Consider the following 14,027-nt stretch of genomic DNA (forward strand, 5'->3'; position numbering starts at 1 on the left):
TCACTGCTCCTGTCAGTCGGCTGGCGGTCTGGGCCGGGCGTTTCGACCCACCTGACCAGACTGTCACGATACCATTAAGAATTGGTGCATTTCGGCGCGACGCAAGGGGGTAACGTCGAGGTTGGGGCCGAAGTTGCGGCGGTTGAGCGGGATGTGATCACGACCGGCCCCGGTTTCAAGCGCCGCTCAGCCCCGGAACGCATCCTTTTCGGCCCGCAGCCGGGTGAAACTGGCCAGCGCGTCCTCGCCCGGCCGCGCCAGCGCCTGCGCGCGCAGAAAGGGATTCGTGGCCTTTTCCTCGGCCAGCGTCGCAGGCGCCGCGGGGCGCTGCCCGGAAAGCGTCGCGACCAGCCGGTCCTTGAGCGCCTGATTCCCCGAGTCCACCGCCAGGGCAAAACCGCCGTTGCCGCGCGCATAGTCGTGGCCCGAACAGATCAGCGTGTCGTCGGGCAACGCCGCCAGCCGGGAAAGCGATTCCCACATCTGCGCGGGCGTGCCCTCGAACAGCCGTCCGCAGCCCATCGCCATCAGGCTGTCGGCGGTAAAGGCCAGCCCGGCCTGCGGCAGGTGATAGGCGACATGACCGACGGTATGGCCCGGCACGTCGATGACGCGCAGCGGCTGGCCGCAGAGCTCGGTGTCGGCCCCCGGCTCCAGCGCCCGGTCCAGCGGCGGCAGGCGCGCGGCGTCGGCGCCGTTGCCCCAGACCTGCGCCCCGGTCGCGGCCACGATCTCGGCCACCGCCTGGATATGGTCGTCGTGGTGGTGGGTCAGCAGGATCACGTCCAGCCCCCAGCCGCGGCGGTCGAGTTCCGCCAGGATCGGCGCGGCCTCGGGGGCGTCGACCAGCAGGGTGCAGCCGCGGTCGTGGACCAGCCAGGCATAGTTGTCGGTCAGGCAGCGGATGCTGAGCAGCTCGGCCATCGTCTCCTCCTTGGTCGATGGGCCGAGGATAGGCGCGGGCCGGGACCGAGACCACCCCCGAAGCGGCCCGTTGAGGCGGGCGGACTTGACGCCGCCGCGGCCCCGGTCCCTGTTGTCGCCATGCACCACGATGTCGCCGCGCTGCGCAGTTTCTATTACGACCGGCCGCTGGGCCGGGTGGTGCAGCGCATCCTGCGCGAACGGCTGACGGCGCTGTGGCCGCCTTCACGGGCCACCGGCATGACGGTGGCGGGCTACGGGTTCGCGGCGCCGCTGCTGCGGCCCTATCTGGCGCGGGCGCGGCGGGTGATGGCGTTGATGCCGGGGCAGCAGGGGGTGATGGCCTGGCCCGCCGGGCTGCCCAACCACAGCGTGCTGGCGGACGAGGACGCCTGGCCGCTGGAGACCGGCAGCGTCGACCGGCTGCTGGTGCTGCACGCGCTGGAGACCGCCGACCACGCCGCCGGGCTGCTGACGGAATGCGCGCGGGTGCTGGGGCCGGGGGGGCGGATGGTGGTGATGGTCCCGAACCGCGCCGGGCTGTGGGCGCAGACCGACACCACGCCCTTTGGCATCGGGCGCAGCTATACCCGCGGTCAGCTGGAAGCCCAGGCCCGCGCCGCCGGCTTCGTGCCGGAAACCGCGGGGGCGGCGGTCTATATCCCGCCCTCGGACCGGCGCTTCTGGCTCAAGACCGCGCAGCTGTGGGAACGCACGGGCACGCGCATCGCCTCGGTGCTGATCGCGGGGGTGGTGGTGGCCGAGTTCTCCAAGCAGACGCCGGCGCCGGTGGGGCCGGCGCAGCGGGTGGTCATCCCCAGCCCGCTCGAGCTGCTGGACGGGATCCGCCGCCCGCGGCCCTCGGCCGAGCCGAGCCGCTCGGGCGGCCCCAGCCGGCGCCGCGACGACTGAACCGGCGCGCCCCGCCGCGGGAAACGATTCGGCGCGGCCGGGGGCCGGGGCAGGGCGCGGGGACGGGGCGATGCCGTGGCGGCACGGTGCCCGTCGGGGCCTTGCGAGCGGACTGTTAGCGCTGCACCCTTGGAGGTTGCGCGGCTGCCGGGCCGGATATGCGCGTTTCCGGCCACGATGCTGCTGAATCCAACCTTCGCATGGTTGCGCGGTCCCGTGATCTGCTGTTAGAGACGCCGCATCTTGAGGGGTGCGCCGTCCACAGGCCGCCCTGCCGTTGTCAGCACCTCGCGACCGGCCGCCGCCACTGGCAGCCCGCCCGCGGGGCTACGCGCAAACCAAAGGGGTGTCCGTGGCCAATACCGCTTCGATTTCCGCAAATATCGCCGGGCGTTATGCGCAGGCCGTGTTCGACCTGGTGAAGGAACAGGGCGGGCTGGACCAGCTTGCCGCGCAACTGGACGACCTGCGCACGGCCCTGTCGGGCAGCGCCGATCTGCGCACGCTGATCACCTCGCCGCTGTACTCGCGCGAGCAGCAGGAAACCGCGATCGCCGCCATCGCCGCCAAAATGGGGCTGTCGGCGACGCTGTCGAACACCCTGCGGCTGATGGCGCAGAACCGCCGCCTGTTCACCCTGCCGCAGCTGGTCGCACGGCTGGGCGAGCTGATCGCCGAGGCGCGCGGCGAGGTCACCGCCGAGGTGGTCAGCGCCGCCGCGCTGTCGGCCGAGCAGCAGAAGCGGCTGACCGAAACGCTTGCCGCCAAATCCGGCAAGACCGTGAAACTGAACACCAGCGTCGATGAAAGCCTCATCGGCGGAATGATCGTCAAGCTGGGCTCGCAGATGATCGACAGCTCGATCCGCTCGAAGCTCGCTTCTCTCCAGAATGCCATGAAAGAGGTCGGATAATGGGAATCCAGGCTGCCGAGATTTCGGCGATCCTCAAGGATCAGATCAAGAATTTCGGTCAGGACGCCGAAGTGGCCGAGATCGGCCAGGTGCTGTCGGTCGGTGACGGGATCGCGCGCGTCCATGGTCTGGACAAGGTGCAGGCCGGCGAGATGGTCGAGTTCCCCGGCGGCATCCGCGGCATGGTGCTGAACCTGGAAACCGACAACGTCGGGATCGTGATCTTCGGCGACGACCGCTCGATCAAGGAAGGCGACACCGTCAAGCGCACCCGTTCCATCGTGGACGTGCCGGTGGGCCCGGCGCTGCTGGGCCGCGTCGTGGACGCCCTGGGCAACCCCATCGACGGCAAGGGCCCGATCGAGGCGACCGAGCGCCGCGTGGCCGACGTCAAGGCCCCCGGCATCATGCCGCGCAAATCGGTGCACGAGCCGATGGCGACCGGGCTGAAGTCCGTCGACGCGATGATCCCGATCGGCCGCGGCCAGCGCGAGCTGATCATCGGCGACCGCCAGACCGGCAAGACCGCCATCGCGATGGACACCATCCTCAACCAGAAGAACTACAACGGCCGCGAAGCCGACGGGATGAAGACGCTGCACTGCTTCTACGTCGCCATCGGCCAGAAGCGTTCGACCGTGGCCCAGCTGGTCAAGAAGCTGGAAGAAACCGGCGCCATGGCCTATACCACCATCATCGCCGCGACCGCTTCGGAACCAGCGCCGATGCAGTATCTGGCCCCCTACGCCGCCACCGCGATGGCCGAATACTATCGCGACAACGGCATGGACGCGCTGATCATCTATGACGACCTGTCGAAACAGGCCGTGGCCTATCGCCAGATGTCGCTGCTGCTGCGCCGCCCGCCGGGGCGCGAGGCCTATCCGGGCGACGTGTTCTACCTGCACAGCCGCCTGCTGGAACGTTCGGCCAAGCTGAACGAGGACAACGGCGCCGGCTCGCTGACCGCGCTGCCGATCATCGAGACCCAGGCGGGCGACGTGTCGGCCTATATCCCGACCAACGTGATCTCGATCACCGACGGCCAGATCTTCCTGGAAACTGACCTGTTCTTCCAGGGCATCCGCCCGGCCGTGAACACCGGTCTGTCGGTCAGCCGGGTGGGTTCGGCCGCGCAGACCAACGCGATGAAATCGGTCGCCGGCCCGGTCAAGCTGGAACTGGCGCAGTACCGCGAGATGGCGGCCTTCGCGCAGTTCGGCTCGGACCTCGACGCCGCAACGCAGAAGCTGCTGAACCGCGGCGCCCGCCTGACCGAGCTGATGAAGCAGCCGCAGTATTCGCCGCTGACCAACGCGGAAATCGTGGCGGTGATCTATGCCGGCACCCACGGTTATCTGGACAACCTGCCGCTGGCCGAGGCCGGCAAGTGGGAACAGGGGCTGCTGGCCTATCTGCGCAACCAGCACGCCGATGTCCTGGACTGGCTGACCCGCGAGGACCCGAAGATCAAGGGCGAGGCCGAGGACCGGCTGAAGAAGGTTCTGGACGCCTACGCCAAAACCTACGCCTGAGAGGAGGGATAGATGCCCAGCCTCAAGGATCTCAAGAACCGGATCGGAAGCGTCAAGAACACGCGGAAGATCACCAAGGCGATGCAGATGGTCGCCGCCGCCAAATTGCGCCGCGCGCAAGAGGCGGCGGAGGCCGCGCGCCCCTATGCCGAGCGCATGGCCGTGGTGATGGCGGGGCTGACCGCCGCCACCGCCGGGTCGGAAAGCGCGCCGCGGCTGCTGGCCGGCACCGGCGCCGACCAGCGCCACCTGCTGGTGGTGCTGACCTCGGAACGCGGGCTTGCCGGCGGGTTCAACAGCTCGATCGTCAAGCTGGCCCGGAGCCATGCCGAGGCGCTGCTGGCCCAGGGCAAGGAGGTGGCGATCGTCACCGTGGGCAAGAAGGCCCGCGAGCAGCTGCGCCGCGACATGGGCAAGCGCTTCGTCCATCATGTCGACATGTCCGAGGTCAAGCGCGTGGGCTATGAAAACGCCCGCGAGATCGCGCAAGGTATCCTCGACCGCTTCGACGCGGGCGATTTCGACGTGGCGACGCTGTTCTACAGCCGCTTCGAATCGGTGATCAGCCAGGTGCCGACCGCGCGCCAGATCATCCCCGCCGTGATCGAGGGCGAGGCGACCGAGGTGTCGTCGCTCTACGACTACGAACCCGGCGAGGAGGCGATCCTGTCCGAGCTGCTGCCGCGCTCGATCACCACCCAGGTGTTCGCGGCGCTGCTGGAAAACGCGGCCTCGGAACAGGGCGCGCGGATGACCGCCATGGACAACGCCACCCGCAACGCGGGCGACATGATCGACAGGCTGACGACGGTCTACAACCGCTCGCGTCAGGCCGCGATCACCAAGGAACTCATTGAAATCATTTCGGGCGCCGAGGCGCTCTGACCGTAACGCAGGGGTAGATAATGGCAGCTACTGGCAAGATTACTCAGGTCATCGGCGCCGTCGTCGACGTGCAGTTCGACGACCATCTGCCGGCGATCCTGAACGCGCTGGAAACCGAGAACAACGGCAAGAAACTGGTGCTGGAAGTGGCCCAGCACCTGGGCGAGAACACCGTCCGCGCCATCGCCATGGACGCGACCGAAGGTCTGGTCCGCGGCGCCGCCGTCACCGACCTGGGCGGGCCGATCTCGGTCCCGGTGGGCGAGGCGACGCTGGGCCGCATCCTCAACGTGGTGGGCGAGCCGGTGGACGACCGCGGCCCGGTCGAGGCGACGGAAACCCGCGCCATCCACCAGCCCGCGCCCGAGTTCGCGCAGCAGGCCACCAGCTCGGAAATCCTGGTCACCGGCATCAAGGTCATCGATCTGCTGGCCCCCTATTCCAAGGGCGGCAAGATCGGGCTGTTCGGCGGCGCCGGCGTCGGCAAGACCGTTCTGATCATGGAGCTGATCAACAACATCGCCAAGGTGCACTCGGGCTATTCCGTGTTCGCCGGGGTGGGTGAGCGGACCCGCGAGGGCAACGACCTCTACCACGAGATGGTGGAATCGGGCGTCATCAAGCCGGACAACCTGGCGGAATCGCAGGTGGCGCTGGTCTATGGCCAGATGAACGAGCCCCCCGGGGCGCGGATGCGGGTGGCGCTGACCGGGCTGACGCTGGCGGAACAGTTCCGCGACGCGACCGGCACCGACGTGCTGTTCTTCGTCGACAACATCTTCCGCTTTACCCAGGCGGGTTCCGAGGTGTCGGCGCTGCTGGGCCGCATCCCCTCCGCCGTGGGCTACCAGCCGACGCTGGCCACCGACATGGGCGCGATGCAGGAACGCATCACCTCGACCAAATCGGGCTCGATCACCTCGATCCAGGCCGTCTACGTGCCGGCCGACGACCTGACCGACCCGGCGCCGGCGACGACCTTTGCCCACCTCGACGCCACCACCGTGCTGTCGCGCGCGATCTCGGAACTGGGGATCTACCCGGCCGTGGACCCGCTCGATTCCAACAGCCGGATCCTCGACCCGGCCGTGGTCGGCGAAGAGCACTATCAGGTGGCCCGCGACGTCCAGGGGATCCTGCAAAAATACAAGTCGCTGCAGGACATCATCGCCATTCTCGGCATGGACGAGCTGTCGGAAGAGGACAAGCTGACCGTGGCCCGCGCCCGCAAGATCCAGCGCTTCCTGTCGCAGCCCTTCGACGTGGCCAAGGTGTTCACCGGCTCGGACGGGGTGCAGGTGCCGCTGGAGGACACGATCGCCTCGTTCAAGGCGGTGGTGGCCGGCGAATACGACCACCTGCCGGAAGCGGCCTTCTACATGGTCGGCGGCATCGAGGAAGTGAAAGCCAAGGCGCAGCGCCTCGCCGCTGACGCGGCATAAGGGGGCGACATGGCCGACACGATGCAGTTCGACCTCGTCTCGCCGGAACGGAGCCTCGTCTCCGTCCCGGTGCGCGAGGTGCGCCTGCCGGGCACCGACGGCGACATGACCGCCATGCCCGGCCATGCCGCGACCATCGTCACGCTGCGGCCGGGTCTGGTCACGGTGGTGGACGCGCAGGGCAATGCGACGGAATTCGCGGTGACCGGCGGTTTTGCCGAGATCAACGGCGAATCCGTCAGCCTGCTGGCCGAGCGCGGGCACCCGCGCGCCGAGATCACGCAGGAGGTCTATAACGAGATGATGCGCGAGGCCCGCCGCGCGCATCAGACCGCCGAGACCCGCCGCGAATCGCTGGGCGACGAGGTCGTCGCCGCCGCCGCCAAGCTGCTTGGCGATATGGAGGCGCTTGGCACCCATATCGGGCTGGACCCCAACCAGGCGACGTTTCCCGACTGATCTTCTGTCAGCGGATCGGCGATCTGACGAACCAACCCCTCCCGGCCGGACGCCGGGAGGGGCTTTTTCATTTCTGCGCCAGTGCTTGCGATAACCGCAGTTCGCGGGGCGGGAGGTGCCCTGTTGCCAAGCGTGGACACATGGATCGCCCCGGTGGGAGGCCGGCTGGCGAACGGCGGCGCCGGGCACGAGGGGAGGCCGTGCTGGAATGAAACTCCCTGCTCTCGGCCCGGCTGCCAGCCGGGCGGCCCCCTATGCCCCGCTCAGCCAGCCCGCGTCACGACCGGTCCAGGTTCACCGCGATCAGCCCGGCCACCTGTGCGGGGTGGGTCATCGGCAGCATATGCCCGGCGCCCGGCACGCTGGCACGCCCGACGTCGGCCAGCCGCGCCGCCAGGGTCTCGGCGATCTCGGCGATCACCGGCGGGCTGTCGGCGCCTGCGATCAGCATCACCGGCGCTAGGATGCCCTCGAGCCCGCCCGGGCGCAGGATGTGGTGGCAGTCGCCGGACATCGCCGGGCCGGTTTCCAGGATCAGCGGCACCTGCGCAACGGCGGCCTGCCGGGTGGCGGGTGGCAGGGCGTCGAAGCCGCCGGGGCCGCCCCACATATCCATGAACAGCCGCGTCGCCTGTTCCATCCGCCCCCCGGCCGCCAGCTCGGCCAGCTGCCCGTCGAGCGGGTGGCCGCGGGGAGAGGCCGCAAACAGCACCGGCTCGATCAGCGTCAGCGAGCGCACCAGCGCCGGCCTGTCCACCGCGATCCGCAGCGCCACGGTGGCGCCGATGGAATGGCCGATCAGGTCCAGCGGCCCGTCGCCGGTGATGTCGCGGATCAGCCCCCGCGCGATGCGGGTGACGGTGCTGTGGTAATCCTCGCCCGCCTCGGGGCGCCACTTCGCGCTGCGCCCGTGCGAGGGCAGGTCGAATCCGTGCAGCGCCACCCGTCCCCCCAGCCGCGCCGCCACCGGGTCGAAGGCGCGGCTGCTGCCCATCATGCAATGGATCGCCAGCGCCGGGCGCGCGGGATCGCCCGGCCAGTGCCGCAGATGCACGGGGCTCACAGCGTGCCGAGATGGCGGTCGAGGAACTCCAGCTGGTCCTGCCCCCAGAACCGCTGGTCGCTGTCGAGCACGTGATAGAAGGGCACGCCGAACACCCCGGCCTCGACCGCGCGTTCCAGGTTGCGCCCATAGGTCTCGGCGCCGACGAACAGCCCGCGGTCGGCAAGTGTGGGGTCGAAGCCGGTGGCCGCCAGCACCTCGCGGATCACCGCATCCTCGGCGATGTCGCGCCCGTCCACGAACCGTGCCGCCAGCAGCCCGCGCACCAGCGCGCCCACATCGCCGCCGGGCTGCGCCTCGGCCTGCGCGGCGATGATCGCATAGGAGGCCGGCGCCGGGTTGGTGACCGTCACGTCCATGCGCAGGGGCATCCCCAGATGCTCGGCCCAGCGGGGCAGCTCCTGCGCGCGATAGGCCAGCCGCGCGGGGTGGCGCGATTCCGGGCGGGTACCGCCGGTGCGGTCGAACAGCGCCATGATGTCGAGCGGGCGATAGGTGACGCTTGCCCCGTGCGCCTGCGCGATCCGCTCCAGCCGGTCGCCGGCCAGATACGCCCAGGGGCTGATCGGGCTGAGGTAATAGTCGATCGCGGCCATGGCCAGTTTCCCCTTTCGCCGGTTTGCCCGGACGCTATCGCGGTGGTAAGCGGGGCGCAATCCGGCGAGTCGCCGGGTGCTTCACCCCCAGAAAGCCGCCGAGGATGCCGATGCCCGCCATGACCGAACCCAAGCTGATCGCCGGGAACGCCAATCGCCCGCTGGCCACCGCCATCGCGCGGCGGATGTCGATGCACCGCGGCATGAACGTCGGGCTGGTGGATGCGCGGGTCGAGCGGTTCAACGACCAGGAAATCTTCGTCGAGGTCTATGACAACGTCCGCGGCGAGGACATGTACATCATCCAGCCGACCTCGAACCCGGCCAACGACAACCTGATGGAGCTGCTGATCATGACCGACGCGCTGCGGCGCAGCTCGGCCAATCGCATCACTGCGGTGATCCCCTATTTCGGCTATGCGCGGCAGGACCGCCGGGCCAAGGCGCGCACGCCGATCTCGGCCAAACTGGTGGCCAACCTGCTGACCCAGGCCGGCGTGGACCGGGTGCTGACGCTGGACCTGCACGCCACCCAGATCCAGGGGTTCTTCGACATCCCGGTGGACAACCTCTATGCGGCGCCGATCTTTTCGCTGGATATCATGCACCATTTCAAGGGTCGCATGGACGATCTGATGATCGTGTCCCCGGACGTGGGCGGCGTGGCGCGGGCGCGCGAGATCGCGGCAAGGATCGACGCGCCGATGGCCATCGTGGACAAGCGCCGCGAAAAGGCCGGCGAGATCGCCGAGATGACGGTGATCGGCGATGTCGCGGGCAAGACCTGCGTCATCGTCGACGACATCTGCGACACCGCCGGCACGCTGGTCAAGGCCGCGCAGCTCTTGGCCGACCACGGCGCGACCGAGGTCCATGCCTATATCACCCACGGGGTGCTGTCCGGCCCCGCGGTCGAGCGGATCGAGAAATCGGTGATGAAATCGCTGGTCGTCACCGATTCGATCAGCCAGCCCGAGCCGGTCAAGAACGCCCGCAACATCCGCATCGTCCCCACCGCGCCGCTGTTCGCGCAGGCGATCATGTCGACCTGGAACGGCACTTCGGTGTCGTCGCTGTTCGAGCTGGAGACGCTGCTGCCGATCTACGAGGGAATGTATTCGGCGGCCTGAGCGCGGGCGAGCCGGGGGCCTCATGCCCCCCCCCCGCGGGCCACTGCGGTGGCCTTCCTCGCTGAAAATGGACCGTTTCCGGGCGCTCGGAAGCCCGCGGGATATTCATGGCAAGATGAAAGCGCGGGCGCGCCGGCGGGCACGCAATTTACAGCGGGTTGGTAAATGGTGCGTGGTCTCCACGCACCTCTGCTTTCAGAGCGCGCGCCAGCCGATGTCGCGGCGGTAGAAGCCGCCGGGCCAGTCCACCGCCTCGGCCAGCGCATAGGCGGCGTCGCGGGCCTCGGCCAGGGTGGCGCCGCGGCCGGTGGCGTTCAGCACCCGCCCGCCGGTGGCGACCAGCTGCCCGTCGCGCAGGGCGGTGCCGGCGTGAAAGATCATCCGCGACGAGCTTTCGGTCAGTTCGGGCAGGCGGATCGCCGTGCCCTTTTCGTAATCGCCCGGATAGCCGTTGGCGGCCAGCACCACGGTCAGGGCGTGATCCTCGGCCCAGTTGGCGGTCACGCTGTCCAGCCGCCCTTCGGCGCAGGCCTGGATCAGGTCCAGCGCCTGCGCGCCCAGCCGCATCATCAGCACCTGCGCCTCGGGGTCGCCGAAGCGGGCGTTGTATTCGACCAGCCGCGCCCGGCCGTCCGCGATCATGAGCCCGGCATAGAGCACGCCCTGGAACGGCGTGCCGCGGCGGGCCATCTCGGCGACGGTAGGCTCGACGATCTCGGCCATCACCTGCGCCTGGATCGCCGCGGTCAGCACCGGGGCGGGGGAATAGGCGCCCATGCCGCCGGTGTTGGGGCCGCTGTCGCCTTCGCCGACGCGCTTGTGGTCCTGGGCGGTGCCGATGGGCAGGCAGTTGGTGCCGTCGACCAGCACGAAGAAACTGGCTTCCTCGCCGGCCATGAACTCCTCGATCACCACCTCGGCGCCCGCCTCGCCAAAGGCGCCGCCAAAGGCCGCATCGACGGCGGCGACGGCCTCGGCCTCGGTCATGGCGACGGTGACGCCCTTGCCGGCGGCGAGCCCGTCGGCCTTGACCACGATCGGCGCGCCGACCCGGGCGATATGGTCGCGCGCCGCGGCAGCGTCGGTAAAGCGGGCCCAGGCGGCGGTGGGGGCGCCGCAGGCGTCGCAGATTTCCTTGGTGAAGCTCTTCGACGCCTCGAGCTGCGCCGCCGCGGCCGAGGGGCCAAAGGCGAGGATCCCGGCCGCGCGCAGCGCATCGGCGACGCCGGCGGCCAGCGGCGCCTCGGGGCCGATCACCACCAGGTCGATGGCGTTCTCCTCGCAGAAACCCACCACCGCGGCGCCGTCGGTGATCGCCAGCTCGGCGCAGCGGGCGATCCCGGCGATCCCCGCGTTGCCGGGGGCCACGATCAGCCGGTCGCATTTCGGGTTCTGCCGTATCGCCCAGGCCAGCGCGTGTTCACGCCCGCCGCCGCCGAGGATCAGGATGTTCATGCGCGCCCCCTTGTCGATGTCGCGCCTGCTCTAGGCCGCGCCCGGCGCGCCTTCAACCCGTCCTTCTTCCTTGCGGACATATCCCGGGGGCCGGGGCAAAGACCCGGTCCGGCATTCTCCCCCGTGAACCTCCCTGCGGCAGACCTGCCGGCAACGCGCCGTCCTGCCGCCGAGGGATTGCAGGCGAAGGGCTCCGGCATGACACCCAAAACCCTTCGCCGCCGCATGCCCCCGGCAACCCCAGGCCCACCACACGCGATGCGAAATCGGTTCCGGCCGCTCTCGCCGTGCTGCGATTCATGCCCGAGGTCCCGGCGCCGCCGCAACCGCGGGATCCGCGGCATTCGATACAAATGCCTCGTATCTCAACCGCGGCCCGCCGCGGCCCTTGGTTCCCCGGCCGCGGCAGGCTATCCCGGGGCGACACCAGCCGGGCCGCTCTCATGCCATTCCGCCTTTCACGCTGTTCCCGCCATCAGGGCGCGCTGCCGTCCCCGTCCTGCGGAATGCACCATGCCCGGCTTCGGTGAACTCGCCCAATGGCTGCAAAAACGCGTGCCGCGCAGCGATGGGGCCGCGGCCGAGCCGGTAATTCCGCCCGGCGACGGGCCGCTGGTGCTGCTGTGCGGGCTCGAGACCGGCGCGGTCGCCACCGCGCTGCGCCGCCTGTGCCCGCCGCTGCGGGTCGGCGCCCTGGGGCAGGTCGCGGTCGAGCGGGGCGCGCGCGCCGTGCCCATGGTGCTGCCCGAGCCGCCCGGCGACCCGCAGGCGGCGCGGCGGCTGCTGGAGCTGACCTCGCCCGGGGCGGTGCTGCTGAGCAACGACGCGCTGCCGGCCGCGCTGGTCGCCGCCTGCGAAGAGGCCGCGGTGCCGGTGACGCTGGTCACCGACGCCAGCGGCCTGGCCGCGGCGGCGGCGCGGCGGGTCTGGCGCGGCGGCAGGCGCGGGCCGCTGGCGCGGCTCAGCCGGGTGCTGGTCCCCGACGCGCCTGCGCGCGAGGCGGCGCTGCGCGAAGGCATCGCGCCGCTGCGGGTGGAGATCATCGGCACGGCGCTGCCGATCCTGCCGCCGCTGCCCTGCAACCCGCGCGAGCTGGCGGCGCTGCGCCCGCATTTGCGCGACCGCCCGGTGTGGCTGGCGGCGGCGCTGCCGCTGCGCGAGCTGACCGCGGTGATGGCCGCCCACGAAGGGCTGCTGTCGGCTCGCCACCGCGCGCTGCTGATCATCGCCCCCGCCCGCGCCGGCGACGCCGACGCGATGGCCGCGGCGCTGGCCGAGCGCGGCCTGACCGTCGCCCGCATCGAGGATGCCGACCCCGGCCCCGAGGTGCAGGTGCTGCTGGCCGAGGACAGCTCGGAACTGGGGCTGTGGTATCGGCTGGCGGCGGTCACCTATGCCGGCGGCACGCTGATCCGCGGCGCCGACCCGGCGCCCCGCCACCCGTTCGAGCCCGCGGGGCTGGGCACCGCCATCGTCCACGGCCCGGCCATGGGCGAGCACGCCGCGCATTGGCAGGCGCTGGACCGCGCCGGCGGCGCCCGCCAGATCCACGGCCCGCTGGCGCTGCCGCGGGTGATCGAGGAACTGGCCGAGCCCGATACCGCCGCCCGCCTCGCCCGCGCCGCCTGGGAGGTCGCGACCGAGGGCGCCGAAATCACCCGCCGCATCGCCGAAGCGGTGCTGTCGGACCTGCAGGAGAGCTGCTGATGCCCCTCGCCCTTACCGCCCCCGGTTTCTGGAACCGCCCGCCCGGGCTGGCCGCCCGCGCCCTGCAACCGCTGGGTGCGCTTTATGCCGCGGCGACCGCGCGGCGGCTGGCGCGGGGCGGGCGCGCGAGGGTGGGGGTGCCGGTGATCTGCGTCGGCAACCTCGACGCCGGCGGCACCGGCAAGACGCCCACCGTGATCGCGCTGATCGAGCGTCTGGCCGCCCGCGGCATCGCCGCCCATGTGGTCAGCCGCGGCCATGGCGGCACCGAGACCGGCCCCACGCTGGTGGACGAACGCAGCCATTCCGCCACGCAGGTGGGGGACGAGCCGCTGCTGCTGTCGGCCTTCGCGCCGGTGGTGGTGGCGCGCGACCGGGTGGCGGGCGCGCGCGCGGCGGTGGCGGCGGGGGCGGGGGCGATCCTGCTGGACGACGGGTTCCAGGACCCGGCGCTGGCGCATGACCTGGCGCTGGTGGTGGCGGATGCGGCGCGCGGCTGGGGCAACGGGCTGTGCATCCCGGCCGGGCCCTTGCGCGAGCCGGTGGCCCGGGGCCTGGCCCGCGCCGACATGGTGCTGACCATCGGCACCCCCGAGGCGCAGGCGGCGTTTTCCGCCCGCTGGCCCGCGCTGCCGGTGCCGCGGCTGACCGGCCAGCTGCAGCCGCTGCAGACCGGGATGGACTGGCAGGGGCTGCGGGCGCTGGCCTTCGCCGGGATCGGCCATCCGCAGAAGTTCTTTGCCACCCTGCGGGCTCTGGGCGCGCAGGTGGTGCGGGCCGAGGCGCTGGCCGACCACCAGCCGTTTTCCCGCCAGATGCTGACGCGGCTTGAAACGGAATCGCGGCTGCTGGGGGCGCAGTTGGTCACCACCGAAAAGGACGCAGCAAGGCTGCCGCGCAGTTTCCGCCCCAAGGTTCTGACCCTGCCGGTGCGGCTGCGGCTGGATGATCCGGCGCCGCTGGACGCCGCGCTCGACCGGCTGTTCTGACGAAAAAGGCCGCCCCC

13 protein-coding genes are annotated in these 14,027 nt (G+C 70.6%); 9 read left to right on the forward strand and 4 right to left on the reverse strand.

Annotated elements, in window-relative coordinates; genetic code table 11:
* Positions 1-186 precede the first annotated feature (186 nt).
* Entirely contained in the window at positions 187-924 is a 738-nt protein-coding gene (gene gloB / locus BUB57_RS09105) for a hydroxyacylglutathione hydrolase (protein WP_073065675.1), read from the reverse strand.
* Positions 925-1,044: 120 nt separating this feature from the next.
* Between gloB and BUB57_RS09110 the strand changes: the two genes are divergently transcribed.
* The 6 genes from BUB57_RS09110 to BUB57_RS09135 all read left to right on the forward strand — a co-directional run bounded on the left by BUB57_RS09110 (position 1,045) and on the right by BUB57_RS09135 (position 7,070).
* Positions 1,045-1,836, forward strand: coding sequence for a class I SAM-dependent methyltransferase (locus BUB57_RS09110; RefSeq protein ID WP_073065678.1), 792 nt, complete (start codon positions 1,045-1,047; stop codon positions 1,834-1,836).
* 352 nt (positions 1,837-2,188) lie between these two features.
* Positions 2,189-2,749, forward strand: a complete 561-nt coding sequence (locus tag BUB57_RS09115; RefSeq protein ID WP_073066136.1) for a F0F1 ATP synthase subunit delta — start codon at positions 2,189-2,191, stop codon at positions 2,747-2,749.
* A complete protein-coding gene (atpA, locus tag BUB57_RS09120) occupies positions 2,749-4,284 on the forward strand; it encodes a F0F1 ATP synthase subunit alpha (RefSeq protein WP_073065681.1) in 1,536 nt (511 codons plus the stop codon). Before BUB57_RS09115 ends, atpA begins: the two co-directional genes overlap by 1 nt.
* 12 nt (positions 4,285-4,296) lie before the next feature.
* Positions 4,297-5,169, forward strand: a complete 873-nt coding sequence (locus BUB57_RS09125; RefSeq protein ID WP_073065684.1) for a F0F1 ATP synthase subunit gamma — start codon at positions 4,297-4,299, stop codon at positions 5,167-5,169.
* 20 nt (positions 5,170-5,189) lie between these two features.
* The gene (atpD, locus tag BUB57_RS09130) at positions 5,190-6,611 is read left to right on the forward strand and encodes a F0F1 ATP synthase subunit beta (protein ID WP_073065687.1); all 1,422 of its coding nucleotides are present in this window, start codon (positions 5,190-5,192) and stop codon (positions 6,609-6,611) included.
* A gap of 9 nt (positions 6,612-6,620) precedes the next feature.
* Positions 6,621-7,070 carry a F0F1 ATP synthase subunit epsilon gene (locus tag BUB57_RS09135; RefSeq protein WP_073065691.1) on the forward strand — a complete coding sequence of 150 codons (450 nt, stop codon included), beginning with the start codon at positions 6,621-6,623 and terminating at the stop codon, positions 7,068-7,070.
* 277 nt (positions 7,071-7,347) lie between these two features.
* Here the strand turns inward: BUB57_RS09135 and BUB57_RS09140 are convergent, their stop codons facing one another.
* Positions 7,348-8,133: an alpha/beta fold hydrolase gene (locus BUB57_RS09140; RefSeq protein ID WP_073065700.1), complete on the reverse strand. Its 786-nt coding sequence runs from the start codon at positions 8,131-8,133 to the stop codon at positions 7,348-7,350.
* Positions 8,130-8,729 carry a 2-hydroxychromene-2-carboxylate isomerase gene (locus BUB57_RS09145; protein ID WP_073065703.1) on the reverse strand — a complete coding sequence of 200 codons (600 nt, stop codon included), beginning with the start codon at positions 8,727-8,729 and terminating at the stop codon, positions 8,130-8,132. Before BUB57_RS09145 ends, BUB57_RS09140 begins: the two co-directional genes overlap by 4 nt.
* Before the next feature lie 110 nt (positions 8,730-8,839).
* On the opposite strand from BUB57_RS09145, the gene BUB57_RS09150 reads away from it, so the two are divergent.
* A complete protein-coding gene (locus BUB57_RS09150) occupies positions 8,840-9,859 on the forward strand; it encodes a ribose-phosphate pyrophosphokinase (protein ID WP_073065707.1) in 1,020 nt (339 codons plus the stop codon).
* 195 nt (positions 9,860-10,054) lie between these two features.
* Here the strand turns inward: BUB57_RS09150 and purD are convergent, their stop codons facing one another.
* Positions 10,055-11,314 (reverse strand): phosphoribosylamine--glycine ligase, encoded by a 1,260-nt coding sequence (purD, locus tag BUB57_RS09155; protein ID WP_073065710.1) that lies wholly within the window; start codon positions 11,312-11,314, stop codon positions 10,055-10,057.
* A gap of 513 nt (positions 11,315-11,827) precedes the next feature.
* On the opposite strand from purD, the gene BUB57_RS09160 reads away from it, so the two are divergent.
* Together BUB57_RS09160 and lpxK are read left to right on the forward strand one after the other, a co-directional pair.
* Positions 11,828-13,021 carry a 3-deoxy-D-manno-octulosonic acid transferase gene (locus tag BUB57_RS09160; protein WP_073065713.1) on the forward strand — a complete coding sequence of 398 codons (1,194 nt, stop codon included), beginning with the start codon at positions 11,828-11,830 and terminating at the stop codon, positions 13,019-13,021.
* Positions 13,021-14,010: a tetraacyldisaccharide 4'-kinase gene (gene lpxK, locus BUB57_RS09165; RefSeq protein WP_073065717.1), complete on the forward strand. Its 990-nt coding sequence runs from the start codon at positions 13,021-13,023 to the stop codon at positions 14,008-14,010. The genes BUB57_RS09160 and lpxK overlap by 1 nt, the downstream gene beginning before the upstream one ends.
* Positions 14,011-14,027 lie beyond the last annotated feature (17 nt).

Origin of the sequence: Paracoccus solventivorans, assembly GCF_900142875.1 — a bacterium.
Taxonomy (GTDB): Bacteria; Pseudomonadota; Alphaproteobacteria; order Rhodobacterales; family Rhodobacteraceae; genus Paracoccus; species Paracoccus solventivorans.